The organism is Zobellella sp. An-6 (assembly GCF_052487945.1).
In genome coordinates, this window is the sequence record NZ_CP199259.1 from 2,775,016 (window position 1) to 2,799,874 (window position 24,859).

The 24,859-nt window shown below is 62.7% G+C and carries 22 protein-coding genes; 14 read left to right on the forward strand and 8 right to left on the reverse strand.

The features are described 5' to 3' along the window. Positions 1-95: 95 nt before the first annotated feature. Together ACT7DK_RS12885 and galU are read left to right on the forward strand one after the other, a co-directional pair. Positions 96-383 carry a ComEA family DNA-binding protein gene (locus ACT7DK_RS12885; RefSeq protein WP_445399755.1) on the forward strand — a complete coding sequence of 96 codons (288 nt, stop codon included), beginning with the start codon at positions 96-98 and terminating at the stop codon, positions 381-383. 77 nt (positions 384-460) lie between these two features. Then, complete coding sequence (gene galU, locus ACT7DK_RS12890) at positions 461-1,366, forward strand: UTP--glucose-1-phosphate uridylyltransferase GalU (RefSeq protein WP_445399757.1); 906 nt, start codon at positions 461-463, stop codon at positions 1,364-1,366. On the opposite strand, the gene ACT7DK_RS12895 is transcribed toward galU, so the two are convergent. Continuing rightward, a complete protein-coding gene (locus tag ACT7DK_RS12895; protein WP_445402348.1) occupies positions 1,360-2,331 on the reverse strand; it encodes a response regulator in 972 nt (323 codons plus the stop codon). The two genes, galU and ACT7DK_RS12895, sit on opposite strands and share 7 nt — an antisense overlap. A gap of 145 nt (positions 2,332-2,476) precedes the next feature. Here ACT7DK_RS12895 and ACT7DK_RS12900 point away from each other — a divergent pair, with 145 nt between their 5' ends. The 6 genes from ACT7DK_RS12900 to ACT7DK_RS12925 all read left to right on the forward strand — a co-directional run bounded on the left by ACT7DK_RS12900 (position 2,477) and on the right by ACT7DK_RS12925 (position 9,399). After that, complete coding sequence (locus tag ACT7DK_RS12900) at positions 2,477-3,157, forward strand: DnaT-like ssDNA-binding domain-containing protein (protein WP_445399759.1); 681 nt, start codon at positions 2,477-2,479, stop codon at positions 3,155-3,157. Beyond that, positions 3,141-3,983, forward strand: a complete 843-nt coding sequence (locus ACT7DK_RS12905; protein ID WP_445399761.1) for a DnaA ATPase domain-containing protein — start codon at positions 3,141-3,143, stop codon at positions 3,981-3,983. The genes ACT7DK_RS12900 and ACT7DK_RS12905 overlap by 17 nt, the downstream gene beginning before the upstream one ends. Before the next feature lie 121 nt (positions 3,984-4,104). Then, positions 4,105-5,463: a diguanylate cyclase gene (locus ACT7DK_RS12910; RefSeq protein ID WP_445399763.1), complete on the forward strand. Its 1,359-nt coding sequence runs from the start codon at positions 4,105-4,107 to the stop codon at positions 5,461-5,463. A gap of 12 nt (positions 5,464-5,475) precedes the next feature. Continuing rightward, positions 5,476-6,957, forward strand: coding sequence for an ABC transporter substrate-binding protein (locus ACT7DK_RS12915; protein WP_445399765.1), 1,482 nt, complete (start codon positions 5,476-5,478; stop codon positions 6,955-6,957). A gap of 79 nt (positions 6,958-7,036) precedes the next feature. Beyond that, positions 7,037-8,692 carry an ATP-binding protein gene (locus ACT7DK_RS12920; protein WP_445399767.1) on the forward strand — a complete coding sequence of 552 codons (1,656 nt, stop codon included), beginning with the start codon at positions 7,037-7,039 and terminating at the stop codon, positions 8,690-8,692. Then, a complete protein-coding gene (locus ACT7DK_RS12925) occupies positions 8,689-9,399 on the forward strand; it encodes a response regulator (protein WP_445399769.1) in 711 nt (236 codons plus the stop codon). The genes ACT7DK_RS12920 and ACT7DK_RS12925 overlap by 4 nt, the downstream gene beginning before the upstream one ends. Here ACT7DK_RS12925 and ACT7DK_RS12930 read toward each other — a convergent pair whose 3' ends face one another. Then, the gene (locus ACT7DK_RS12930) at positions 9,400-9,606 is read right to left on the reverse strand and encodes a dodecin (RefSeq protein ID WP_445399771.1); all 207 of its coding nucleotides are present in this window, start codon (positions 9,604-9,606) and stop codon (positions 9,400-9,402) included. 225 nt (positions 9,607-9,831) lie between these two features. Between ACT7DK_RS12930 and ACT7DK_RS12935 the strand changes: the two genes are divergently transcribed. From ACT7DK_RS12935 to ACT7DK_RS12945, 3 genes are read left to right on the forward strand one after another with little or no spacing between them, the layout of a single operon-like run. Further along, positions 9,832-10,833 carry a tripartite tricarboxylate transporter substrate binding protein gene (locus ACT7DK_RS12935; protein ID WP_445399773.1) on the forward strand — a complete coding sequence of 334 codons (1,002 nt, stop codon included), beginning with the start codon at positions 9,832-9,834 and terminating at the stop codon, positions 10,831-10,833. A gap of 53 nt (positions 10,834-10,886) precedes the next feature. Further along, positions 10,887-11,375 carry a tripartite tricarboxylate transporter TctB family protein gene (locus ACT7DK_RS12940; protein ID WP_445399775.1) on the forward strand — a complete coding sequence of 163 codons (489 nt, stop codon included), beginning with the start codon at positions 10,887-10,889 and terminating at the stop codon, positions 11,373-11,375. A 54-nt stretch (positions 11,376-11,429) separates the two neighbouring features. Continuing rightward, positions 11,430-12,941 carry a tripartite tricarboxylate transporter permease gene (locus tag ACT7DK_RS12945; protein WP_445399777.1) on the forward strand — a complete coding sequence of 504 codons (1,512 nt, stop codon included), beginning with the start codon at positions 11,430-11,432 and terminating at the stop codon, positions 12,939-12,941. A gap of 155 nt (positions 12,942-13,096) precedes the next feature. Here the strand turns inward: ACT7DK_RS12945 and ACT7DK_RS12950 are convergent, their stop codons facing one another. Beyond that, a complete protein-coding gene (locus ACT7DK_RS12950) occupies positions 13,097-14,452 on the reverse strand; it encodes a cytosine permease (RefSeq protein ID WP_445399779.1) in 1,356 nt (451 codons plus the stop codon). 691 nt (positions 14,453-15,143) lie between these two features. On the opposite strand from ACT7DK_RS12950, the gene ACT7DK_RS12955 reads away from it, so the two are divergent. The 3 genes from ACT7DK_RS12955 to ACT7DK_RS12965 all read left to right on the forward strand — a co-directional run bounded on the left by ACT7DK_RS12955 (position 15,144) and on the right by ACT7DK_RS12965 (position 18,156). Next, positions 15,144-15,764: a DsbA family oxidoreductase gene (locus ACT7DK_RS12955; protein ID WP_445399781.1), complete on the forward strand. Its 621-nt coding sequence runs from the start codon at positions 15,144-15,146 to the stop codon at positions 15,762-15,764. Between the two features lie 232 nt (positions 15,765-15,996). Beyond that, positions 15,997-16,599, forward strand: coding sequence for an NAD(P)H:quinone oxidoreductase (wrbA, locus tag ACT7DK_RS12960; protein WP_445399783.1), 603 nt, complete (start codon positions 15,997-15,999; stop codon positions 16,597-16,599). 654 nt (positions 16,600-17,253) lie between these two features. After that, the gene (locus ACT7DK_RS12965; protein ID WP_445399785.1) at positions 17,254-18,156 is read left to right on the forward strand and encodes a LysR family transcriptional regulator; all 903 of its coding nucleotides are present in this window, start codon (positions 17,254-17,256) and stop codon (positions 18,154-18,156) included. A 226-nt stretch (positions 18,157-18,382) separates the two neighbouring features. Here the strand turns inward: ACT7DK_RS12965 and ACT7DK_RS12970 are convergent, their stop codons facing one another. From ACT7DK_RS12970 to ACT7DK_RS12990, 5 genes are all read right to left on the reverse strand, one after another. Further along, entirely contained in the window at positions 18,383-20,266 is a 1,884-nt protein-coding gene (locus tag ACT7DK_RS12970) for a propionyl-CoA synthetase (RefSeq protein ID WP_445399787.1), read from the reverse strand. A 320-nt stretch (positions 20,267-20,586) separates the two neighbouring features. After that, complete coding sequence (locus ACT7DK_RS12975) at positions 20,587-22,038, reverse strand: bifunctional 2-methylcitrate dehydratase/aconitate hydratase (protein ID WP_445399789.1); 1,452 nt, start codon at positions 22,036-22,038, stop codon at positions 20,587-20,589. Between the two features lie 191 nt (positions 22,039-22,229). Continuing rightward, positions 22,230-23,342, reverse strand: coding sequence for a bifunctional 2-methylcitrate synthase/citrate synthase (prpC, locus tag ACT7DK_RS12980; protein ID WP_445399791.1), 1,113 nt, complete (start codon positions 23,340-23,342; stop codon positions 22,230-22,232). Further along, positions 23,335-24,210, reverse strand: coding sequence for a methylisocitrate lyase (prpB, locus tag ACT7DK_RS12985; protein WP_445399793.1), 876 nt, complete (start codon positions 24,208-24,210; stop codon positions 23,335-23,337). The genes prpC and prpB overlap by 8 nt, the downstream gene beginning before the upstream one ends. Beyond that, the gene (locus tag ACT7DK_RS12990; RefSeq protein ID WP_445399795.1) at positions 24,207-24,854 is read right to left on the reverse strand and encodes a GntR family transcriptional regulator; all 648 of its coding nucleotides are present in this window, start codon (positions 24,852-24,854) and stop codon (positions 24,207-24,209) included. The genes prpB and ACT7DK_RS12990 overlap by 4 nt, the downstream gene beginning before the upstream one ends. Positions 24,855-24,859 lie beyond the last annotated feature (5 nt).

Genomic DNA, 24,859 nt, shown 5'->3' on the forward strand with positions numbered 1-24,859 from the left:
GATTTTTACTTTCGGCGTTGCCAAATTCCCTGCCCCTGGTCAAGGCTTGATAGGTCCATCGGACACCCCCAGCCCAACAATAAGGAGAGACGGGTATGAACAAGGTTCTGTCATCTGCTCTGCTGGCGGCCATGCTGGCCGTCGGCACGCCGACCCTGGCCAATGAAGCGGCCGGTGATGATGCCATGGTCACCAGCATCGATATCAACACCGCGACCCAGGAACAATTGACGTTGCTCACCGGCATAGGTCCGGCCAAGGCGGAGGCCATCGTGAAGTACCGGGAGAACAACGGCCCCTTCGCTTCGGTCGAAGACCTGGCCAAGGTCGGCGGCATCGGCCCGGCCACGGTAGAGAAGAACCGGCACCTGTTAAGCCATTGATCCCAAGCCCTCCCGCCCATGGCCGGGAGGGCCGCTATTGGTTATGATACGGCTCCAACGTTTTTTTGGTGCCAGCCATGCCTTCACAATCCTTGATACGTAAAGCCGTAATTCCCGTCGCCGGCCTGGGTACCCGCATGTTGCCCGCCACCAAGGCCATCCCCAAGGAAATGCTGCCGGTGGTCGACAAACCCTTGATCCAGTACGTGGTCAACGAGGCGGTTCAGGCCGGGATCAAGGAAATCGTGCTGGTGACCCACGCCAGTAAGAATTCCATCGAAAACCATTTCGATACCAGCTTCGAGCTGGAGGCCACTCTGGAAAAACGGGTCAAGCGCCAGCTGCTCGAAGAAGTGCAGCATATCTGCCCGCCGGATGTCACCATCATGCACGTGCGCCAGGGCGAGGCCAAAGGCCTGGGCCACGCCATTCTCTGTGCCCATCCCCTGGTGGGCGATGCGCCCTTCGCCGTGCTCCTGCCCGACGTGCTGATCGACGAAGCCAGTTGCAACATGCAGGAAGACAACCTGGCGGCCATGATCCGCGCCTTCGACAGAGAAGGTCACAGCCAGATCCTGGTGGAGCCGGTGAGCAATGAGCTGGTGGACCAGTTTGGCATCGTCGATATCAACGGCCACGGCCTGGCCCAGGGGACCTCGGCCCCCATGAGCGCCATCGTCGAGAAACCGTTACGGGAAGATGCCCCCTCCACCCTGGCCGTGGTCGGGCGCTATATCCTGTCTGCCGAGATCTGGCCGCTGCTGAAGAAAACCCCTCTTGGCAAAGGCAATGAGATACAGCTGACCGATGCTATCGCCATGCTGATGGAGCAGGAACCGGTAGAAGCCCATCATATCGCGGGAAAAAGTCACGATTGCGGCAGCAAGCTCGGCTTTCTGATGGCCAATGTCGAATACGCGCTTCGTCATCAGGAGCTCGGCGCCGCCTTCGCCCAATATCTGCAGCAGCTACGCCTTCAATGACTCCCGCGGCTGGCGGTGAGCTGAATTTCACCGCCAAAGCTGCCCTTCAGCGTCAGGTTCAGGGGAAAGGAACAACGGTAGCTGAACTGGTCGGCGGTCAGCTCCCCTAATCCCAGGGGGCCGGCATTGCAGCGATCCAGCCAGTCGCTCCCGGCCATGCCACCGTTGGCCACCTCCACCGTGCTGGCATCGGCACTCAGCCTGATCAGGGCCAGATTGACGCGGATATCCAGCCCCACATCCAGGATCAGGCGGTTGATGTATTCCAGGGTTCGGGCCGGACTGTTCAGCATGCTACCCGGCTCGCTGCCGTAGCGGCGCATGGGCTCGTTGAGGATAAAGGTCACCAGGGTCATGATCACCGGCGTATCCATGTTGAGCGGGTCGAACTCCGCCAGCAGCAGCAGCAGATCCCGGTCCAGGTTGAGGTATTCGGTCAACACCCAGGGCGAGCTTTGCCGACAGCTCAGCCGCCAGCCACCCAGCTCCCGCTCCGGCTGCTGCCGCCAGCTCCGCAGCAGGCGGCTGGCGGCGATGTCTTCTCGACGGTAATAGGCCAGATGATCGTGCAACTCATCGAGCATCCTGGTCGACTCGGGTTTCAGGCTGGCGGCAATCACCTCGGCCACCAGGCTCCAGTTGCGGATGGGTTTTATCAGGTAATCCTCGGCCCCGGCACGCAGTGCCCGGGCCACATCCGCCATGGTTTGCCGACTGGAAATCGCAATCACCGGCAACGCCGGGTAGCGCCGCTTCAGGCCGGCGATAACGTCATCGCCCGCCGGCATCAGCAAGAGTCCACAGAGCACCAGATCCGGCCCGTTCAGTTCGGCCTGGACCAGGCCATCCTCGCCGCCATCGGCTTCGATGACCCTGGCGCCCCACAGCTCGAGATAGGTAATCATCAGTCGACGAAACAGGGGGTCTTCTTCTATCAGCAAAATCAGCGGGCAAAAATCAAACATCAAGGGTCGTCCGGTTAATAGTGGTAATGAGAATATCTACACTGAGCCTAGCCGATTTTAGGCTCAATGACAGCGGGGTGACCCCGGCTGTATTCCCTCGGCACTTTGTTGGATAATGTCGGTCCCATACAACCACAGTGGCATTATGACTCCGGCAGAATACCAGGCGCTGACCTCCCCCAGGCTCTCCCACCCGGCTCGCAGCCTGTATCAGTATTATCTCCGGCACCATGCCCGGGGCGACAAGACCCAGGCACTGGACTATCCCAGCCTGGGCAAGGCGCTGGCGGTGCAGGGCGAGGGGGAGTACCGCTACCGGGTCAAACCGGCGGAGCTGACCGCCCTGGTGGACGAATTGCTGGAAGCCGGCCTGCTGAGCCCGCTGGAAAGACCCCACCCCCAGCACTACCACGGTGCCGTCTTTTCGCTGCCGCTGAAGCGGTTGCAGGGGCTGGCTCCCCTGCCCTCCCGCCAGTTCGCCATGCACCCCGAATGGCGCCCGGACGCCCAGTTCGAGGGTCTGGCCCGGCTGTGTGGTCTGCTCGACAGCCATTTCGACGAGACCGAGCTGGGAGAGTTCATCGCCTACTGGCTGGGCCGCCCCGAAGTGTTCGAAAACCAGCATCAGTGGATGCTGAAATTCGTGCGCAAGCTCAAGCACCAGCGCAGCGTCAGGCGGGCCCCGCCTGTGCAAGACACCGAAGGTTACCAGCAGGTGCCGGCCCGACCCGCCTCCGGGCCCAGCCGGCGGGCCCGCGAAATGATGGAAGAGGCCCAGCGCCTCGGCACCCTTCACCAGGAAGATCGCCATGAAAAAGACACCTGAAGAGATTGCCGCCGATCTGGCCGAGATCGCCCGGCGGCGCCGGCAACGACCGGATCAGGATCTGTCCGCCGCCAGCGCCGGCGGTCAGGTCCAGGGACTGCTCGCCCGTCTGCAGCGACTTCGCGCCAGCGGCACCCTGCCCCAGTACGACTATGCCAGCCTCAAGCGCCAGTACGAAGCACAGGCCAATGCCGAAGTGCGTCAGGCCCAGCAGGAGGCGAGGCAGCGGCGTACCGAGCGCTTGCTGGCCCAGGCGGATCTCAATCCGGACTGGACCTTCGCCAATATGGACCCGGAGGATCCGGCGCTCGGCCACCATATCGACACCGCCCACCACTTTATCAACGCCTTCGATCACTGGGGCCAGAAGGGCGGCGCCGCCATCCTGATCTACGGCGATTTCGGCACCGGCAAGTCCACCCTGGCCGGCGCCATCGCCCATGAGTTGATCCGCCAGCACCAGAAGTCGGTGATCTTCCAGCAGTGGGCCTCGGTGGTGGACCGGCTGTTTTTCGGCGTGATCGAGGATCAGGAAAGCCGCAACCAGTATCGCCGTGCCCTGGAAGAGGTGGATCTGCTGGTGCTGGACGAGGTGGCCGCCAACCGTAGCCGGCTGGCCGAAAGCCAGTCCAGCTTTCTCGGCCACCTGCTGCGCCGGCGGCGCAACCTGTCCAGGAGCGTCATCCTCATCACCAACCACGATCCCCAGGCGCTGCACCGGGCGGTGGGCGATTTCTGCTTCGAGGCGATCAAGGCGTTCCACCCGGTCGACATCGCCCTGCAGGGCCCCAGCCGCCGGCCCGAAATCGGTGATTACAGGAGCTGACCAGGTCCTAAAAACGACGGCGCCGCGGGCCGGGACCTGGGTTATTAAGTTGTAACAATCACCGATATTTTCAGGTAAAGTGACGGCCAGGACCACCGTTATCGACTTCATTCAGGAACTCATGTCGGGCACAGGACTCACCACCAAGACGGCGCTGTTCACCATATTGCTGACCCTGCTGACCCTGAGTACCGTCTTGCTGGCCCTGCTCTCGTTTTCCGGCTATCGCGCCGCCGTCGCCCACCTCGCCGACCAGCAGACCCAGGCCCTGATGACCGCCAGCCGCCTGGTTCAGCAAAGCGAAAGCATGGCGGGCAGCAGCGCCTTGCTGCTGCTGGCGAACTCCCATGCCAGCCGCCGCAGGGCGGTGTTCGAAATCACCGATCGCAGCGAATGGATAGGCCGGCTCACCGAGGCGCTACAGCAATACCGTAACCACGACCGCCACTTTGGCGAGATCACCCGGGCCCGATTCGCCCTGGCCGAAAACCTGCAGCACCTCGATGCCCTGGTCGGCGAACGCATCAACCTGCTCGGCCGGCTGGAACAGGCGCCTGCCGGCGATGGGCTGCCGGCCCTGCGCCGGCTGGAGCAGCGGCTGCAGCAGGGCGTCGAGATCAACCGACGCCTGTCGAGGGATCTGAGCGTCGCCGTGGGTTTTCATATCCACGATATCCGCAACGGCATACTGAACACCGTCTCCCGACTGAATACCGACATCGAACGGCGGGAACGGCAACTGCTGCTTATCGCCGCCGCCGCCCTGCTGATGGTGGTAGTCACCGTCACCTATATCCATCGCACCATAGTGCATCGTATCCTGGCCCTGCAGCAGGCCATCAACCGTGAACGTCCCCGCCCCGAACATGTAGTGGTGGAGGGACGGGACGAGATCAGCGACATGGCGCGCTCGGTGAGGAATTACATCGAAAAGATCGGTAAAAACGAAAACCGCATCCTGCGCATGAATCAGAAGCTGCACTTCATGGCCAATCACGATGCCCTGACCGGCCTTTATAACCGCCATCATTTTGAGCACCATGTGCAGTCCTTGCGCCTGCGCACTCCCGACGGCCCCCTCAGCCTGGCCATGGTGGATATCGATTTCTTCAAGTCGATCAACGACCGCTTCGGCCATGACGTGGGCGACAGGGTGCTGACCCAGGTTGCGGCTCTGTTCATCGCAGCCCTGCCCCCGGCGACCCTGGTGGCCCGCTTCGGCGGCGAAGAGTTCGCCATCCTGTTTACCGACACCTCCGCCGAGCAGGCTCGGCAAGTGCTCGAGCGCCTGCGTGGCCAACTGGCGGAGACCCCGCTCGAGCCACATGCCCTCAGGGTCACCCTGAGCGGCGGCCTGGCCTGTGATTACCTTCCGTCCGACATCGGCCTGGCCCTGAAGGCGGCCGATACCGCCCTGTACCAGGCCAAGCACCAGGGCCGGAACAGGATCATCCTAGCTTCTCCCCTGCACACCGCCTAAGGAGCGTCTCCCATGCCGGCAGTCCCGCGCTGTTTTGCCGCCTTGCTCTGCCTGTTGTCCCTGGGGCTGGCCCAGGCCGCAACACGCACCGATATCCGGGTTGAGTTACAACTGGAACCTCCCCACCTGGATCCTACCCTGACCGCTTCGGCCACCACCGCCGAACTCACCTACGCCAACCTGTTCCAGGGCCTGACCCGAATCAACCACAAGGGCGAGGTGGTGCCCGCCCTGGCCCGCGCCTGGCGGGTCAGTGACGACGGCCTCGTCTATCATTTCACGCTGGCAACGGGCGTGTCTTTCCACGACGGCAGTCCCTTCAACGCCGAGATCGCCAAGTTCAGCCTGGACCGGCTGCGGGATCCGGCAAACGGCAACCCGCAGCAACCGCTCTACAGCGCCATCGAGCAGGCACGGGTGCGCGGGGAGCACGAGTTGGAGCTGCACCTCACCCGGGCCGACAGCCTGTTGCCGTTCAAGCTCGGCCTGTCCGCCGCCGTCATGGTGCATCCCGACAGCGCCGACAACAACCGCCATCACCCGGTAGGCACGGGTCCCTACCGTTTCTCAGGCCGGGTGCCCGGACAGGGCGTCAGCCTCGAATACTTCCCCGGTTACTGGGGAGCAGAGCCGTCGATCAAGGGAGCCCGCTTCACCTTCACCTCCAACTTCGTGGAGCTGGAAGCCAGCCTGTCGGAAGGGCTTATCGATCACTATTCCGACGCCAGCACCCTGGTCTCCCACGCCCAGCTGCGCCATCGCAGCGACTACCTGATCCGCGACGGCATCGGCGAAGGGGAGATTCTGCTGGCCATCAACAATGCCCGCCCCCCCTTCGACCGGTTGCCGGTGCGCCGGGCCCTGGCCCATGCCATCGACAAGCAGGCCATACGGCAGCAATTGTACCGGTTCAACACACCGCCGCTCATCGGCAGTCATTTCTCCCCCTATCACCCGGCCTATGTGGAGCTCAGCGACTACTATCCCCATGATCGGGAAAAAGCCCGCCGATTGCTGCAACAGGCGGGGGTCCCCCCAGGCACCGCCATGACCATCACCATACCGCCCACCATCTATGCCGCCGAGCTGGCGCTGCTGATCGCCAGCGAACTGGAGGCCATAGGACTCGAGCTCCATGTGGAAAGGATCAGCTGGCCCCAATGGATGGAGCAGGTGTTCACCAACAGGGACTACGAACTGACCATAGTGTCCCACATCGAACCCATGGATATCGGTATCTATGCCCGCGATCATTATTACTTCAACTACCACAACGATGCCTTCAAGTCGCTGTGGCGGCGGATCGAGCAGGCCACGGCGCAGGGGGAGCGGCACCGCCTGCTGGCGGATGCCCAGCGCATGCTGGCCGAGGATGCGGTGAACGTTTTTTTGCTGATGAAGCCCCAGCTGTCCATCCACAAGAGCAATCTCAGGGGCACCTGGGTCAATACCCCGGTGCCGGCGGTGGTGTTGGAAGAAATGTCCTGGGAATAATCCCCGGCAGCGGCCGGAGGTTTGCTCCCGCCCCGGCTGTTGCTAAACTGGCTACTTCCCCCGGATGGATGGACGCCCCTTGCCGAACAAAAGCCCCCCCTACCCGCCGCTGCGCTTTCGCACCCAGGTGCTGCTGCTGGTCGGCACCCTGGTAGCCGCGACCCTGCTGGTGCAGGGAACCTATCTGCACCACCGCCAGGGCCAGATCATCACCGAGCAGATCGGCCTGCGGGCCATGAACGTGGCCCAGACCGTGGCCCGGATCCCGGCCATCGTCGATGCCTTCGACAGCGCCGATCCGGCGGCCATCATCCAGCCGCTGGCCGAGCAGATCCGCATCGAAACCGGCGCCCGCTACGTGGTGGTGGGCAACAGCGCCGGCATCCGTTATTCCCATCCGCTGCCCGAGCGTCTGGGGCTGCCCATGGTGGGCGGCGACAACGAGCGGGCGCTGATCGGCGGTGAGGCCTATATCTCCGAAGCCGAGGGGTCGCTGGGCGAGGCCATTCGCGGCAAGGCGCCCGTCTTCAGCGCCGACGGCGACATCATCGGTATCGTCTCGGTCGGCTTCATGCTGGAAAAGGTGGATGTCGACATCGACAACTACCTGGCCCTGGGCTGGGTGCTGGTGGGGCTGATGGTGCTGCTGGGGCTGGCGGGGGCCGCCTGGCTGGCCCAGCACCTGAAGCGGGTGATACTGGGGCTCGAACCCCACGAGATCGCCCGCCTGGTGATGGAGAAGGATGCCATACTGCAATCCATCCACGAGGGCATAGTGGCGGTCAACCGGGAAGGACGCATCACCCTGCTCAACCAGGCCGCCCGCCGCTACCTGGATCTGCCGCCCCAGGCCGAAGCCCTGGGCCTGCCGGTGCAGGAGCTGGTGCCCAATTCCCGGCTGCGGGAGGTGCTGTCCAGCGGCGAGCGCCAGTTTGATCAGGAGATGTGGATAGGCGAGCACCCGGTGGTGGTCAACCGGGTACCCATCATTCACGAAGGCCGGGTGGAAGGGGCGGTGGCCACCTTCCGCAGCCGCCAGGAAATCCGGGAACTGTCCCTGGCGCTGAACGCAGTCAGCAGGGACATGGACGCGTTGCGGGTCCAGGCCCACGAGTTCTCCAACAAGCTCTACACCATTTCCGGCCTGCTGCAATTGAACAAGCCCCAACAGGCGCTTGCCCTCATCAACCAGGAAACCGCCCGGGAGCAGGCCCAACTGGCGACGGTGCTGGAGCAGGTGGCCGATCCCCTGGTGGGCGGCATCCTGCTCGGCAAGCTGGCGGACGCGGCGGAAAAGGGCGTGCAGCTCGACATCGTCGAGCACAGTGCCCTGCACACCCCCCTGAGCCCAGGCGGCCAGGAGGTGGTGCTGTCGGTGCTCGGCAACCTGCTCAACAACGCGGTGGATGCGGCCCTGCAAAATCGGGAGGAAGCGCCCCGGGTGCGGCTGTTCTTCACCGATCTCGGCGAACAGCTGCTGTTCGAGGTGGAAGACAACGGCCCGGGGGTGGATCCCGGCCTGCTGGCCCATATCTTCCAGGACGGTTTCACCACCAAACAGGGCAAGCACAGGGGCATCGGCCTGGCCCTGGTACGCCGGCTCTGCCTGGAGCACGGCGGCGACGTCAGCCTGGAGGACGGCGATCTCGGCGGCGCCTGCTTTATCGTCACCCTGGCCAAGGCCAGGGTCGCCCGGCGGGAGGAAAGGATGGCTCAAGAGGACAAGGTGGAATGAACGACAAGACCCACGGCGTGCTGATCATCGAAGACGACTTCCGCATCGCCGAAATCAACCGCCAGTTCGTGGAGCAGACGGCGGGATTCAAGGTGCTGCACGAGGCCAAGACCCGGGCCGAGGCCCTGGCCTTTCTGGCCGGACAGGCCGACCAGATAAGCCTGGTCCTGCTGGACGCCTATATTCCCGATGCCACCGGGCTTGAGCTGTTGTGGGAGATCCGCAGGCATTACCGGCATATCGACATCGTCATGGTCACCGCCGCCAAGGAGGTGGACACCATCCAGGAAGCCCTGCGCGGCGGTGTGTTCGACTACCTGATCAAACCCACCCAAAGCGAACGCATGGCCCATATGCTGGACCGTTTCCTCAGGGAGCGGGCATGGCTTGAGCAGAAACAGGAAATGAGCCAGGAGGAGCTGGACCTGGCGCTCAACCGCCGTCAGGTGCCGGCGCCGGCCGAGCCGGCGGCCACCGCCGGCGGCCTGCCCAAGGGCATAGACCGGCTGACCCTGGATACGGTGCTCGGCACCATGGCCCAGGCCCGCGAGCCGCAAACCGCGGTGGAGCTGGCCAAGGCCATCGGTGCCAGCCGCTCCACCGCCCGACGTTACCTGGAATACCTGGTGGCCCAGGGCAAGGCCTGCGCCGAACAGGCCTACGGCGAGGTCGGCCGGCCCGAGCGGCGCTACCGGCTCAATCCCTGATCAATCCAGCCTGAAGCCGATTTTCAGCACCACCTGGAAGTGCGCGATCCGGCCATCGGTGATATGGCCGCGCATCTCGGTGACCTCGAACCAGTCCAGGTGATCCAGGCTCTCGGCCGCCTTGGCCACCGCCTTCTGGATGGCATCGTCGTAACCGGTGCTGGAAGAGCCGGCCACTTCTATCAGTTTGTACACATGATCGGACATAAAGACTCCATGTTCGCTAAGGCAGCGACCGCCCCGGCGGCCGCTGGCAACGTCCTTAAGCAATAGCAGCCCCCGCCCCTGCCGTCATCCCGCCCGCTCCGTGAACAAAATAAACAAAATCGCCTTAATGCTGTTTTTTCAACTTATGCCCCAAAGCTTGTTGCTTAACACCAACGCATCTATTTTTACACCAGATATTAACAAGGACGAACCAAGGAGAACTGCATGTTCAACGCACTACGCAAACCCTTCAAACGCTTAGGCCTGGCCGCCCTGCCGCTGCTGGCCCTCGGCGCCCAGATGCCGGCCCAGGCCCAGGATTGGCAGCCCACCCGGCCGGTGGAATTCATCGCCCCCGCCAACCCCGGCGGCGGCTGGGATACCCTGGTACGCACCGCCGGCATGGTGATCCAGACCGAGAAGCTGGCGCCGCAGAACTTCGCCCCCATCAACGTGCCCGGCGGCGGTGGTGCCGTGGCCTGGGCCCAGATCGCCCGTGACGCCAAGAACGATCACAAGTTGTTCGCCACCAGCCCGCCCATCATACTGGTGCCCCTGGCCGGCACTTCCCGCTTCAGCCACAAGGACTTCACGCCCATCGCCCAGCTGAACACCGATTACGCCATCATCCTGGTGCGCAAGGATTCACCCTATCAGAACATCAATGATCTGTTCGACGCGATGAAGGCCAACCCCGGTCTGAGCGTGGGCGGTGGCTCGGCGGCCGGCTCCATGGACCACATCGCCATCGCCGGTGCCGCCGCCAAGGCCGGCCTGGAAGCGCGTAACGTCAACTACATCGCCTTCTCCGGCGGCGGCGAAGCCATGGTCAGCCTGATGGGCAACCATGTGGAGGCGGTGATCAGCGGCGCCGGCGAGTCGGCGGGCCAGCTGGAAGGCGGCGAGCTGCGCGCCCTGGCGGTGTCTTCTCCCGAGCGTCTCGGCGGCATCCTGGCCGGTGTGCCCACCTTCAAGGAGCAGGGACTCGACTACACCTTCGACATCTGGCGTGGGGTCATGGGGCCGAAAGACATGTCGCCCGAAGCCCGGGCCTACTACGAAGACCTGTTCGCCCGCATGGTGAAAACCGATGCATGGAAACAGGCCAGCGAGCAGCTGGGCTGGATCGACGCCTACCAGGACGGTGAAGCCTTCGGTGCCTTCCTCGACGCCCAGCTCGATCAGTTCAGCACCATACTGGGTGACCTGGGTCTGCTGCGGCGCTAACGGATAGCGGTGACGGGGTATCCCCGTCACCCGAGTCATGTACAGGTATTGTTATGAACAAACTCAACATCAACCAGAAAATTGGCATTATTCTGGCCTTGTTTGCCCTGGGCTACATCTGGATGGCGTTCCAGATCCCCGGGTTCTCGCTGCCCCGCCCCGTCGACTCGGATACCTTCCCCAAGGCCCTGGGCAGCGCCCTGCTGGTGCTGGCCGTACTGCTGTTTCTGGAAAAGCCCAAGCACAGCGTTCAGGACGATGAAGAGCAGGACGATATCATCGAGGAAACCGGCGGTTTCTGGACCAGCCCGCGCATGCGGGTAGCGGTCACCTCGGTGGCCATTGTCGCCTACGCCTTCGCCCTGCAGCCGGTCGGCTTCGTCGTCACCTCCATCCTGCTGTGCTGCGGCCTGGCCTACTACTACGGCTATCGCAACCACAAGGTCAACCTGTTGGCATCGAGCGGTGTCGTGCTGGCACTGTATTTCATGATGAGTTACGTGATGGATGTGTATCTCCCCACCGGGATCCTGCCCTTCTAAAGGCGCGGTCGCGTTAACTTACCTTTAATCAGGAAAAATCAAAGGTTTATCATTATGATGGATGCATTCAACAGTCTGGTGTACGGCTTCGGCATCGCCCTGGACCCGATGAATATCATGTACGTGTTCGTCGGTGTCTTCGCCGGCACCATTATCGGCATGCTGCCCGGCCTGGGCCCCATCAGTGCCCTGGCGCTGATGATCCCCATTACCTTCAGCATGGATCCCGCCTCCGGCCTGATCCTGATGTCCGGGGTCTATTACGGCGCCATCTTCGGCGGCTCCACCTCCTCCATTCTGCTCAACGCCCCGGGCGTGGCCGGCACCGTCGCCACTTCCTTCGACGGCTACCCCATGGCCAAGAAGGGCATGGCGGGCAAGGCCCTGGCGATCGCCGCCTACGCCTCCTTCATCGGCGGTACCGTCTCGGTGATCGGGCTGATGCTGATCGCCCCGCTGCTGTCCAAGGTGGCGGTGAGCTTCGGCCCCGCCGAGTACTTCGCGCTGATGCTGCTGGGCCTGACCGCCGTGGTCAGCCTGTCCGACAAGTCCCTGGTCAAGGGCCTGATCGCCGCCGTGGTCGGCATGATGATCTCCATCGTCGGCATCGATCTGCAGACCGGTACCGAACGCTACACCTTCGGCAGCCTGGAGCTGCTCGACGGCATCGACTTCCTGGTGGTGGCCCTCGGTGTGTTTGCTTTGGCAGAAGTCTTCTACATGCTGCTCAAGGGTGGCAGCAAGGAACAGCCGCGCAACAACATCGGTTCGCTCAAGCTCAGCAAGGATGAGGTCAAGGATATCGCCGGCCCCATCGGCCGCAGCTCGGTGCTGGGCTTCTTTATCGGGGTGCTGCCCGGCGCCGGCGCCACCGTCGCCTCCTTCCTCGGCTACAGCCTGGAAAAACGCCTGGCCAAGGACGGAGATACCTTCGGCAAGGGCAACATCAAGGGCGTCGCCGGTCCCGAGTCCGCCAACAACGCCGCCTGCGGCGGCTCCTTCGTGCCCCTGCTGACCCTGGGCGTGCCCGGCTCCGGCTCCACCGCCGTGCTGCTCGGCGCCCTTCTGGTGATGGGCGTCACCCCCGGCCCCATGATGCTGGAACAACGTCCGGACGTGTTCTGGGGTGTTATCGCCAGTATGTATCTGGGCAACATCTTCCTGCTGGTGCTGAACCTGCCGCTCATTCCCTACATCGCCCGCATCCTGGACATGCCCAAGCCGCTGCTGCTGGCGATGATCCTGATCTTCTGCATGATCGGTGTCTATGGTCTCAGCTTCAACGTGTTCGACCTGCTGCTGCTGCTCGGTTTCGGCCTGATCGGCCTCGGCATGAAGTTGTTCGGCTTCCCCACCGCCCCGCTGATCCTGGCCTTGATCCTGGGTGCCCTCATGGAAGAGTCCATGCGCCGCGCCCTGCAGATCTCCGGCGGCGACTGGATGACCTTCGTCGACAAGCCCATTTCCATGTGGCTGTTGATCCTGGCCTCGCTGTCCCTGTTCGCACCGCTGGTGAAAAAGGCAGTACGCCGGGTGATGGCCTCGGGCAAGACCACCCTTGCCTGATTCCTCGCTGCCATCCTGATGACAAAAAGCGCCGCCCCGGCGCTTTTTTATCGGTCCCGACTCCTGAACGCCGGTACCGGCAAGGGGATCAAGCCCGTCCTCATCCAAAAAAGGCCCCGCGAGGGGGCCAAGGCACGATTAACGCTTTAATACACTCAGGACTCGGTTTGCAGCGCCACCTCGCCGGCGGGTTTGGCGATGGGCTTCATCAGCAGGGTGTAGCCCACCACGCTGATCAGCAGGCCGACGAAGAAGGCCAGATCCATGAAGATCAGGCTGCAGACGAAGGACACGCCATACACCAGGAAGGCCCGCAGGTTGTAGTTGTTCTGGTAGACGAAGGGGCCCTCGGGATCGTAGAAATCGTTAACGTTCAGCCGGCCACGGCGCAGCAGGTAGAAGTCGGCCAGCATGATGCCCGCCACCGGACCGAGCAGGCCGGAGGTGATGACGCTGAACCACAGCAGGTTGTCGGCGAATACCCAGGGCATCATCAGCAGGCCGATTACGCCGGAGATGGCCACGCCCTGGGCGAAGTTCAGCCGGGGGAAGACGTTCATCAGGATATAGGCCGAGGGCATCAGGTTGGCGGCGGTATTGGTGGACCACTGGGCGAAGGCGATGGTCAGCATGCTCAGGATCAGCACCACGGGCGAGCTCATGGAGTTGAGCACGATTTCGATGGGATCCCAGGTGCCGGTGAGGATGCCGCCTATCATGCCCACCATCAGGATGCCGGAGCCGATCACGATAAGGCCGGTGATCTGGGCGACAAAGGGCTTGCGGTTGCGGATAAAGAAGTTCTTGCTGGAATGATCGCGCGAGCGTTCCAGCTTGCGGGTGAGATCCGGGCTGTTCAGGCCCATGGTGATCCAGATACCGGCGATGGCCATCACCGCGAACCAGAAGGAGCCATTGTCCAGCGAGGGCGCGGCCAGCACGTCGCCGATGGTGGCGTCGTTGGTCTGCAGCAGCCAGAAGGTGACCAGGCCGATCAGGATGGTCAGCGCCGGAATGGCGACCCAGTCGAACTTGGCCATGGCCTTCATGCCGTAGACGGCGTTCACCACCTGCAACACCCCGAAGATCAGGATAAGGATGGTGGTGTTGGTATAGCCGACCCACATCTCCAGCACCTTGCCGATGGCCACCGCCGCCACCCAGGTCTGGAAGCCGAACCAGAAGCAGGCGGGAATGGCGCGGAAGGCGGCGGGGATCTTGGCGCCCTTGTAGCCGAAGCAGGCGCGGATATAGACGGTGAAGGGGATGCCGTAGCGGATGCCGATGTCGCCGGCCAGGATCAGGATGCTGGTGACGATGGCGTAGGCCGCCAGTATGGCGCCGATGATGGTCCAGGGCGACAGGCCCGGATAGAGCTGGGCGCCCATGGTGAAGGCCCCCATGTTGATGGTCATGCCCGCCCAGAGCATGGTGAAGTCCCAGATGTTGATGTCCCTGTCCTTGTCGGTGGACGGCATCAGCTCGGGGTTGTTCATTTCGTGTACCGCCATTGGCCTCTCCCTGTGTGACTGCCGTGCCGGCGAGGTTGCCGGTACGGGTTAAATGTGATCAATTAAATTGAAATTACGTAAACAAAATAACCAATATATCGTTAACAATAAATCCACAGTTTCGTTATCAATACATATTTGTGATCCTTGTCACGCTATGCCGGCGCGAGGGCGACCGGTACCGGACGGATCGACGAGGGGAGCGCCCGGCTGTCCCGCCACTCCCGCTTCTCTTCCGTCACGCTCGCGAAGGCGGGAGTCCATGCGTCCCTTCGGCTCAGCCATTGCTATCCGACCGGCCTCCGCCCTGTTCGCCCGAACTGAATCCGGATGACCCCTGCGGTGACCTGAACGGCATGGTGCGCAGTGCGCCGGCGATTCGCGGTGTGAAAGAGCTCAAGCAGCGAGCCCGCTCCCGTATGCGGCAGTTGCGACGCGGGCCGGAGCGGGTAAAAACGGGGCATATCGCTTATGCGGCATAGTCGATGCGTTTCCCGCTATGTTATTAATGCCATAAAAAACAATAACTTATAAAATAGTTTGAATTAATTCGATATCAATGTGCCACTCTTTTCAATTTTTTTATCAGGCCGACACTCCTAATATCGGTTCCGAGCTTAACGAACAGCGAGCAACGCCTGGCCGGGCTTTAAAAAACAGTCAGCAAGACAACCCAAAGGAAACGAAAGCCATGTCTAAAGTAACAATTGAATTTTTTCACGATGCGGTCTGTGGTTGGTGTTATGTCCTGAGCCCGAGGTTACGCAAGCTGGTTGAACGGGCCGATGTCGAAGTGAAACAGCGCTGCTTTGTACTGCAACGCAATGATAAAGAAATGGTTCAGCGCTTTGGTTCTCTGGCTGCCGCCAAATCGGAAATCCTGAAGCACTGGGTCGCCTGCCAGCAAAAGGCGGATGACCCCACTCGCTTTAATATTGAAGGCATGCGTGCTCGGCCATTCTCCTACCCGAGCGGCTATTTGGCGGCGCTGGGCGCCAAAGCGGCAGAGTTGCTGGGAAATTCAGACACTCACTGGGATTACTTCGATGAAATCCAGCGCCTGCACCTGAAAGTGAACGATAACATTGGCGATCGTGAGGTCATCATCGCCGCAGCGGGCAATATCGGCCTGGATACTGAAGCCTTTGCCAAAGCCCTGGACAGCGATGAAGTCCGCCAGGCGGTAGAAACCGACCTCAAGCGAGCCAGAGACTTTGACCTGCGCAGCATTCCAAGCCTGATTATCAACGGTGAGCATGTGGTGTCTGACACCTTGACCAACGAACAAATTGAGCGACTGTTTTTGCAATAAGACTGAAAAGCAGCCCAGATAAAACACGAAAAGCATTGCAAGCTTTTAAATAGCTGTTCCGAATGGTAGATCACTGTCGGCAATGACCGGGTTCCGCTAAGCAGACCCTCCGCGCCAGGGATGGCGCGGCGGAGCCTCCAGGGACGGGTTCACGGCGTGTCTGCGTGCGGAATCCGGTCGATGTAGCACTATTTGGATCAGTTATTTAATTATATTAAGGTGAGATGGCACAATGACGACAAAAGTACTGGTTCTATATTATTCAAGCTACGGCCATGTTGAAACAATGGCGCACGCGGTGGCGGAAGGGGCAAGGAGCGTCGGTGATGTGCAGGTCGATATTAAGCGCGTACCCGAGTTGGTGCCGGAAGAGATTGCCAGGCAATCCGGTGTTCAACTGGATCAGCAGGCACCCATTGCCGAGCCCAATGAGCTGGCGAACTACGATGCCATTATTTTTGGTACACCGACCCGCTTCGGTAACATGGCCGCCCAGATGCGCAACTTCCTCGACCAAACCGGTGGGCTGTGGTTTGAGCAGAAGCTGATCGGTAAAGTCGGCAGCGTGTTTACCTCAACGGGCACCGGCGGCGGCAATGAAACCACCCTGCAGTCATTCCATACGACGCTGTTTCACCATGGCATGGTGGTGGTTGGCTTGCCTTACTCTGCACCCGGACTGACCGACCTGTCGGAAGTAAAAGGCGGCTCTCCGCTGGGGGCGGCGTGCATCGCAGGCGGCGACGGCTCACGTCAGCCTTCGTCCAAGGAGCTGTCAATGGCACAATTCCAAGGCCAGCATGTGGCCAGGCTGGCCAAGAAAATCAGCCGGTAACCCTGACCGATCCAGGATGGCGGCCGCCTGTCAAAAAAGGCGGCCAGCCCTTCTTGACCTTCCCCGGCGACGGAAGGAGGCCATTCCCGGACGCCATCACAATGTCGCTGCAGGCTGCCGGCCCCAGGCGCCGCCGTATTCCTCCCTCCGGATCCCAGTGATCACCGGCATCGTGGCGGTATTGAGCTTGCTCATCAGCGCCGCGAACTACGCCGACTCTGCCGGCTTTTCCTCCCGCAGGTTATCGGCCATCGACCTCGCTTTTAGACTGTGCTCCCGTCCTGCGGGTACCACCCTGGTCAGGGTGATACCGGCTACTCACGCTTTTTCCCTTCCATGATGCCTTTCTTTCTATGGGTGGACGGCGTCGGATGCCGTGGTGGCAGGATTCTAATTCACAATTTGATTTTTATTCATTGTGTTGACAACCATTACGTTGCACTATGGCTTGGCTTTAAATAACTGATCCTAATAGTGCTACATCGACCGGGCCCCGCACGCAGACACGCCGTGAACCCATCCCTGGCGCGGAGGGTCTGCTTAACGGAACCCGGTCGTTGCCGACAGTGATCTACCATTCGGAACGGCTATTTAAATAAATATTCCGCAAATGAAAAACATGTTTAGATTTGATTGGTTAAAGGAACATCCCCCATGTCGGCGCGCGTAACCTTAGAAATGTGGCGGGCTTTTATTGCGATTGCAGAGCAAGGCAGCGCGATGAAGGCGGCTCAAAAATTAAATAAAAGCCAGTCCGCCCTCTGCCACAGCATCAAGAAAATGGAATCGTTGCTGGGGCATTCATTGTTTATTGTCGAAGGCCGAAGGTCCACCTTGACGGACCTTGGTCACAGCCTGCTGCCTCGGGCACAAAGTTTACATAATAACGCCACCCAGATTGAAGCGCTGGCCTCGAAATACCAGGGGAAGCTGATGACAGAAATCAATGTGGCCGTGGATGTACTGCTTCCTTTTGACTTTATCCGGGACGTTTTTGAACGCTTTTATCAGGTTTATCCAACGGTTTCTATCCGGGTATTCGAAACCTCGCTGTCCGGGGCCGAACAGTTGATGGAGTCTGGCAGCGTGTCGCTGGCGATTGCCAGCCGCCTCCCCAAAGAAACCGTACTGGAACCCTTGGCCGAGATCGAACTGCTTTGCGTGTGCGCCCCTTCATTTCCGCTGGCAACCGAAACACGGGTGTTTCAACCGGAACTGAAACGTTACCGCCAGGTGGTGATCCGTGATTCTGGTAACCAGAACCTTGATAGCGGCTGGCTGGGATCACACCAGCGGCTGACGGTCAGCAGCCTGACGGCGGCGTTGGCGTCCGTCGAGCAGGGGCTGGGGTTCGGCTGGTTACCGATGCACAGTATTGCCGAGAAAATGGAGTGTGGTGATTTGGTACCTGTTGATCTGACGAAGGGAAAAAGCCGGATCGTCAGGCTGCAGCTGGGCATGAGTCCGGATCAGGCCCATGTTGGTGAGGTGAATACACTGTTTGATCTGTTTAACCAGCCGAAAGCCAATCCGCCGAGGTTGAGCGTGCATAGGTAAGTGGATGGCTCTCTCCGGCTGAAGGTGTCTGAAGACACGGCGGGTATTGGAGGGCTGTTTGGATGGCGGGGAATGGGCGGGCACGGTTGGCATTCCCACGCCGGGAGTGGGAATGCGGTAACGAATAGGCTAACTAACCGCTCCTAATAGTGCTACATCGACCGGGTCCCGCACGCAGACACACCGTAAGTCGTGATACTCGCGGCGGGCAAGTCGGAACAGTTGTTTAGCGGCGGGACTGCAATACCCGGGCAATCTCCTCCAGGCTGGCGGGATCCTCTATGGTGGAAGGCACCGTATAGTCTTCGCCGTCGGCCATCTGGCGGATGATCCGGCGCAGTATCTTGCCGGAGCGGGTCTTGGGCAGGCGGCCGACCACCAGGGCGGCCTTGAAGCAGGCCAGCGGACCGATGCGCTCACGCACCAGGGCGATCAGCTCTTCGACGATTTGCCCGGGCGGAGTATTCACCCCGTCCTTGAGCACCACCAGCCCCAGGGGCTGCTGGCCCTTGAGTTCGTCCTGCACCCCCACCACGGCGCACTCCGCCACCGCCGGGTGGCCGGCCAGCACCTCCTCCATCTCGCCGGTGGACAGCCGGTGGCCGGCCACGTTGATAACGTCATCCATCCGCCCCATCACGAACAGGTAGCCGTCTTCATCCAGGTAGCCGCCGTCGCCGGACACATAGTAGCCGGGAAAGGTGCTGAGATAGCCCGCACGGTAGCGGTCGTGGTTGCGCCAGATGGTGGTGAGGCAACCAGGCGGCAGGGGTTCGCGCAGGGCGATCAGTCCCTGGGTGTTGGCCGGCACCGGCTGGCCCGCCTCGTCCAGCACCTCGACATTGAAGCCCGGCACCGGCAGGGTGGCGGAGCCCGGCTTGATGGCATGGGGCTCCAGGCCGATGGGGTTGGCGGCGATGGGCCAGCCGGTTTCGGTCTGCCACCAGTTGTCGGTCACCGGCCGGCCGGTATGCGCCATCACCCACTCCAGGGTGGGCGGATCCAGCCGCTCCCCGGCCATGTAGATATGGCGCAGCCTTGCCATGGGGTAACGCCGCACACCCTCGCCGGCGGGATCTTCCTTCTTGATGGCACGAAAGGCGGTGGGCGCCGAGAACAGCACACTCACCCCGTATTCGTCGCACAGCCGCCAGAAGGCGCCCGGGTCCGGGGTTTTCACCGGCTTGCCCTCGTAGAGAATGCTGGTGCAACCCCTGAGCAAGGGGCCATAGACGATATAGGAATGGCCCACCACCCAGCCCACGTCCGAGGCGGTGAACATCACCTCGCCCGGCCTGAGATCGAACACCGCCGCCATACTGAAGTGAAGCGCCACGGCGTAGCCGCCGGTGTCGCGCACCACCCCCTTGGGCTTGCCGGTGGTGCCCGAGGTGTAGAGGATATAAAGCGGATCCGTGGCCGGCACGGGCACGCAAGGGTGCGGCTCGGCCCGGGCGAGCAGGGCCTGCCAGTCCCGATCCCGCTCTTCGGCAAGCACCGCCTCGCATTGGGGCCGTTGCAGCACCACCACCTGCTCCGGTTTCCAGCGGCTGTCCATCACCGCCTTGTCGACCATCGGCTTGTAGGGGATAACCTTGTTCACCTCGATGCCGCAGGAGGCGGTGAGCAACACCCTGGGCTCGGCGTCCTCGATGCGTACCGCCAGCTCGTGGGCGGCGAAGCCGCCGAACACCACCGAGTGCACCGCCCCCAGCCGGGCGCAGGCCAGCATGGCCATGGCGGCCTCGGGGATCATCGGCATGTAGATGACCACCCGATCGCCCTTGCCCACCCCCAGCCCGGCCAGCATGCCGGCGACCTTGGCCACCTCGTTGCGCAGGGAAAGGTAGCTGTAGCGGGCCTTCTGGCCGGTGACCGGCGAGTCGTAGATGAGGGCGGTGTCGCCGCCGCGCCCGGCCTCGATATGATGATCGAGCGCCATATGGCAGAGATTGAGTTCGCCGTCGACGAACCAGCGGTCGATGCCGTTGCCGTCCTTGGCCAGTATGGTCTGGGGAAAGCGGAACCAGTCGAGCGTTTCCGCCTGCTCGCGCCAGAACCGTTCCGGTTGCTGTCGCGCCGCGTCGTGGTAGTGCCGGTAGGTAGACATCGATGTCCTCCTGTAAGCAAGGTGGCGCCGGCCCCTCCCCTGGGCCGGCGGTGGATTCTTTCGCATGCAGGCCGGGGCCTGTGCGTCACTCCCGCGCCTCCGTCACTCGCGCAGGCGGGAGTCCATTTATCCCTGCAGATCAGCCGTCGTTTTATCCCTGCAGATCAGCCGTCGTTTTATCCCTGCAGATCAGCCGTCGTTATCCGCCTGTGTGCACCCGGCCCTGGATCCCCGCCTTCGCGGGGATGACAAGGGAATGCGCGGGGATGACGGGTGAATGCACAGGGAGCCGTAAGGTCGATTTCGGCCGACCGCCCCTTTTAGTTGATCACAAACAGCTCCATAAACTCCTGCACCGGGGTGGCCTCCAGCCGTTGCTGATCCAGGCAGAGATCCACTATCTGCCGGCAGCGGCCCTGGGGGAAGCGGGTCTGCAGGTTGCGCAGGAACTTGTGCTCCAGCACCGGGATGCCCTCGGCCCGGCGGCGGCGATGGCCGATGGGGTATTCCACCTCCACCTTGTCGGTGCTGGTGCCGTCCTTGAAGAACACCTGGATGGCGTTGGCGATGGCGCGCTTGTCGGCCTCCAGGTACTCGGCGCTGTAGCGCGGCTCCTCCACTATCTCCATCTTGTCGCGCAGGGCGTCGATGCGACTGTCGCCCCGGTGGAAGTCGTCCTCGTAGTGCTCGGCCACCAGGTCGCCGTACAGCAGGGGCACGGCAATCATGTACTGCAGGCAGTGATCCCGGTCCGCCGGGTTGGCCAGATCCCCCACCTTGGAGATGATGCGGATGGCGGACTCGTGGGTGGTCACCACGATGCGGTCGATGTCACCGATGCGGTCCTTCACCTGGTCGTGCAGGCGCACCGCGCACTCCACCGCGGTCTGGGCATGGAACTCGGCGGGAAAGCTGATCTTGAACAGCACGTTTTCCATCACGTAGCTGGCGAAGGGCTGGTTGACCTTGAAGCTTTCGCCCTTGAACAGCACGTCGTAATAGCCCCATTTGGGTGCGGTCAGTACCGAGGGCAGCCCCATCTCCCCCTTCATGGTGATCATGGCCAGCCGTACCGCCCGGGCGGTGGCGTCCCCCGCCGCCCAGGACTTGCGCGAGCCGGCGTTGGGGGCATGGCGGTAGGTGCGCAGCGAGCAGCCGTCGACCCAGGCCTGGGACAGGGCATCGATGATCTGCTCCCGGCTGCCGCCGAGCATTTTGGTGACCACGGCGGTGGAGGCCACCCGCACCAGCAGCACGTGATCCAGCCCCACCCGGTTGAAGCTGTTTTCCAGCGCCAGCACGCCCTGGATCTCGTGGGCCTTGATCATGGCGGTGAGCACGTCCTTCATGGTGAACGGCGCCTTGCCCTGGGATACCGCCACCCGGCTCAGGTAGTCGGCGGTGGCCAGGATGCCGCCCAGGTTGTCGGAGGGATGGCCCCATTCGGCGGCGAGCCAGGTGTCGTTGAAGTCGAGCCAGCGGATGAGGCAGCCGATGTTGAAGGCGGCGGTCACCGGATCCAGCTCGTGGGAAGTGCCGGGCACCCGGGCGCCGTGCCGCACCGTGGTGCCGGGTACGAGCGGCCCCAGGTGCTTGGTGCACTCGGGAAAGCGCAGCGCCAGCAGGCCGCAGCCCAGGGTGTCGATCAGGCAGTTGCGGGCGGTGTTGTAGGCCTCGGCGGAGTCGATCTCGGTGTTGGCCACATAGTCGGCGATGGTGACCAGCAGCTGATCGGGATCGGGTCTTTGGTTCAGGTCGAAATTGGCGCTCATCTTGGTGTTCCTTGTCTCTTGGTCGACATCGTTGCTCTGTGAATGGGGTGGTCGACTGAAGTCGACCCTACGGTCGGCTTGAGGCTTCCGCTCAGCGTTGCACCGGAGCCAGGAAGTGACTTGCAAGTCCCTGGATCCCCGCCTTCGCGGGGATGACACTTCACGTCCAGCCTCAAGCTTCCAGCTTCCGTTCAGCGCTGTGCTATCGGCACCCACTGCTGGTGACCCGGGCCCACGTAGTCGGCGCTGGGACGGATGATGCGGTTATGGGCGCGCTGCTCCATGATGTGGGCGGTCCAGCCGGTGACCCTGCTCAGTACGAAGATGGGGGTGAACAGCTTGGTGGGAATGCCCATGAAGTGATAGGCGCTGGCGTGGTAGAAGTCGGCGTTGGCGAACAGCTTTTTCTCCCGCCACATCACCTCCTCCACCCGCTCCGATATCGGGTAGAGCACCCGGTCGCCCACCGCCTGGCCCAGCTGTTTGGCCCAGGGTTTGATGATGGCGTTGCGCGGATCCTTCTCCTTGTACACGGCGTGGCCGAAGCCCATCACCTTGTCCTTGCGCGCCAGCATGGCCAGCAGCTCGCGCTCGGCCTCGTCCGGGCCGCTCCACTGCTCGATCATCGCCATGGCCGCCTCGTTGGCGCCGCCGTGCAGGGGCCCGCGCAGGGTGCCGATGGCGGCGGTCACCGCCGAGTGCAGGTCGGTGAGGGTGGAGGCGCACACCCGGGCGGCGAAGGTGGATGCGTTGAACTCGTGCTCCGCATACAAAATCAGCGAGCAGTGCATCACCTTCACGTCCAGCTCCGGTGGGGTGTTACCGCGCAGCATGTGCAGGAAGTGGCCGCCGATGCTGTCGTCGTCCAGGGCGGTGTCGATGCGCACGCCGTCGTGGGCGTAGCGGTACCAGTAGCAGATCATCGAGGGCAAGAGCGCCAGCAACCGCTCCGCCGCCTCCTGCTGCTCGCTGAATTTGTGTTCGGTTTCCAGGTTGCCGAGCAGGGAGCAGCCGCTTCGCAGCACGTCCATGGGGTGGGCCGAGGCGGGGATCTGCTCGAGCACGGTGCGCAGCGCCGCCGGCAGGCCCCGGTTGGCGCGCAGCAGGGCCTTGAAGGCGGAAAGCTCGCCGGTGTTGGGCAGGTAGCCCTTGAGCAGCAGGAAGGCCACTTCCTCGAACTGGGCCTTGGCGGCCAGATCCTCGATATCGAAGCCCCGGTAGGTCAGGCCGGAGCCGGTCTTGCCCACGGTACAGAGGGCGGTCTGGCCGGCGCTCTGGCCGCGCAGTCCTTCGGTGTTAGTCATGGTTTCCTCCTTGTGCGAACAGTGCATCCAGTTTGGCTTCATAGTCGTGGTAGCCCAGGGTCCGGTACAGCTCTTCCCGGGGCTGCATCAGTGCCACCGCCTCGCGCTGGTGACCGTCCTGCAGGATGTGGCGGTAAACGGTCTCGGCGGCCCGGCTCATGGCGCGGAAGGCCGACAGCGGATAGAGCACCATGGCCACCCCGGCGCCGGCCAGCTCCTGCTGGCTGAACAGGGGGGTCTTGCCGAACTCGGTGATATTGGCCAGCACCGGCACGCCCACGGCGTCGCAGAAGGCGCGGTACTGATCCAGGCTCTCCATCGCCTCGGGGAAGATCAGGTCGGCGCCCGCCTCCACGCAGGCCAGGGCCCGCTCCACGGCGCTGTCCATGCCCTCCACCGCCAGGGCGTCGGTGCGGGCCATGATGGCGAAACGGCTGTCGGTGCGGGCGTCCACCGCCGCCTTGATCCTGTCCACCATCTCCGCCCGGGACACGATGGCCTTGTTGGGCCGGTGGCCGCAGCGCTTTTGCGCCACCTGATCCTCGATATGGATGGCGGCCACCCCGGCCCGCTCCATCTCCTTCACGGTACGGGTGATGTTGAAGGCGCCGCCGAAGCCGGTATCCACGTCCACCAGCAGCGGCAGGGGGCTGGCGGCGGTGATGCGCCGGGCGTCCTCCAGCACGTCGTTGAGGCTGGTGATGCCCAGATCCGGCAGGCCGAAGGAGGCATTGGCCACGCCGGCCCCCGACAGGTACAGGGCCCGGTGCCCGGCCTGCTCCGCCTGCATGGCGCTGTAGGCGTTGACGGCGCCGACGATGGCCAGCGGCCGGGATGACGCCATGGCGTCGAACAAACTCTGCTTCATTGCATTTCCTCCTGGAATTGGGCCAGCAAATGGTTGCGACTGCGGGCCACGTGGCGACGCATCAACAGCTCGGCCAGCTCGCCGTCGCCCTGGAGCACGGCGTCCAGGATCTGGCGATGCTCCCGCAGGGCGAGCCGGGGGTCGGAGTGACGGTAAGAAAGACGATGGCGGTACATGCGCAGCAGCTGGTACAGCTCATCGCACAACAGGCCGACCAGCATCCGGTTGTGGCTGGCCTTGAACAGCAGGTAGTGGAAGTCCTCCTCCCCCTGCTGGCGCAGGTAGACCTCCTGGCTGTCGACAAATTTCTGGTGCTCGTCCAGCAGCCGGGTGAGGGTCTCGGCCTCTTCCCGGGTAATGGCGGCGGCGGCCAGGCGGCAGGCCATGCCCTCGAGCGCCTCGCGCACCGCGAACAGCTCGGTCAGCCCCTCGGCGGTGAGTTGCACCACCCGGGCGCCCTGGCGCGGCAGCCGCTCCACCAGGCCCAGTCCTTCCAGCCGCAGCAGGGCTTCGCGCACCGAACCCCGCCCCACCGCGTAACGGCGGGCCAGCTCGGGTTCGGACAGCTTGGTGCCGGGGGTCAGTTCGCCGCTGATCACGGCTTCCACCAAGCGGGGGGTCAGATCTTCACTGAGTACGGACATGATGT

Coding starts and splice junctions, on each gene's coding strand:
- ACT7DK_RS12885 (WP_445399755.1), top strand. CDS start 96: ATGAACAAGGTTCTGTCATCTGCTCTGCTGGCGGCCATGCTGGCCGTC.
- galU (WP_445399757.1), top strand. CDS start 461: ATGCCTTCACAATCCTTGATACGTAAAGCCGTAATTCCCGTCGCCGGC.
- ACT7DK_RS12895 (WP_445402348.1), bottom strand. CDS start 2,331: ATGTTTGATTTTTGCCCGCTGATTTTGCTGATAGAAGAAGACCCCCTG.
- ACT7DK_RS12900 (WP_445399759.1), top strand. CDS start 2,477: ATGACTCCGGCAGAATACCAGGCGCTGACCTCCCCCAGGCTCTCCCAC.
- ACT7DK_RS12905 (WP_445399761.1), top strand. CDS start 3,141: ATGAAAAAGACACCTGAAGAGATTGCCGCCGATCTGGCCGAGATCGCC.
- ACT7DK_RS12910 (WP_445399763.1), top strand. CDS start 4,105: ATGTCGGGCACAGGACTCACCACCAAGACGGCGCTGTTCACCATATTG.
- ACT7DK_RS12915 (WP_445399765.1), top strand. CDS start 5,476: ATGCCGGCAGTCCCGCGCTGTTTTGCCGCCTTGCTCTGCCTGTTGTCC.
- ACT7DK_RS12925 (WP_445399769.1), top strand. CDS start 8,689: ATGAACGACAAGACCCACGGCGTGCTGATCATCGAAGACGACTTCCGC.
- ACT7DK_RS12930 (WP_445399771.1), bottom strand. CDS start 9,606: ATGTCCGATCATGTGTACAAACTGATAGAAGTGGCCGGCTCTTCCAGC.
- ACT7DK_RS12935 (WP_445399773.1), top strand. CDS start 9,832: ATGTTCAACGCACTACGCAAACCCTTCAAACGCTTAGGCCTGGCCGCC.
- ACT7DK_RS12940 (WP_445399775.1), top strand. CDS start 10,887: ATGAACAAACTCAACATCAACCAGAAAATTGGCATTATTCTGGCCTTG.
- ACT7DK_RS12945 (WP_445399777.1), top strand. CDS start 11,430: ATGATGGATGCATTCAACAGTCTGGTGTACGGCTTCGGCATCGCCCTG.
- ACT7DK_RS12950 (WP_445399779.1), bottom strand. CDS start 14,452: ATGGCGGTACACGAAATGAACAACCCCGAGCTGATGCCGTCCACCGAC.
- ACT7DK_RS12955 (WP_445399781.1), top strand. CDS start 15,144: ATGTCTAAAGTAACAATTGAATTTTTTCACGATGCGGTCTGTGGTTGG.
- wrbA (WP_445399783.1), top strand. CDS start 15,997: ATGACGACAAAAGTACTGGTTCTATATTATTCAAGCTACGGCCATGTT.
- ACT7DK_RS12965 (WP_445399785.1), top strand. CDS start 17,254: ATGTCGGCGCGCGTAACCTTAGAAATGTGGCGGGCTTTTATTGCGATT.
- ACT7DK_RS12970 (WP_445399787.1), bottom strand. CDS start 20,266: ATGTCTACCTACCGGCACTACCACGACGCGGCGCGACAGCAACCGGAA.
- ACT7DK_RS12975 (WP_445399789.1), bottom strand. CDS start 22,038: ATGAGCGCCAATTTCGACCTGAACCAAAGACCCGATCCCGATCAGCTG.
- prpC (WP_445399791.1), bottom strand. CDS start 23,342: ATGACTAACACCGAAGGACTGCGCGGCCAGAGCGCCGGCCAGACCGCC.
- prpB (WP_445399793.1), bottom strand. CDS start 24,210: ATGAAGCAGAGTTTGTTCGACGCCATGGCGTCATCCCGGCCGCTGGCC.
- ACT7DK_RS12990 (WP_445399795.1), bottom strand. CDS start 24,854: ATGTCCGTACTCAGTGAAGATCTGACCCCCCGCTTGGTGGAAGCCGTG.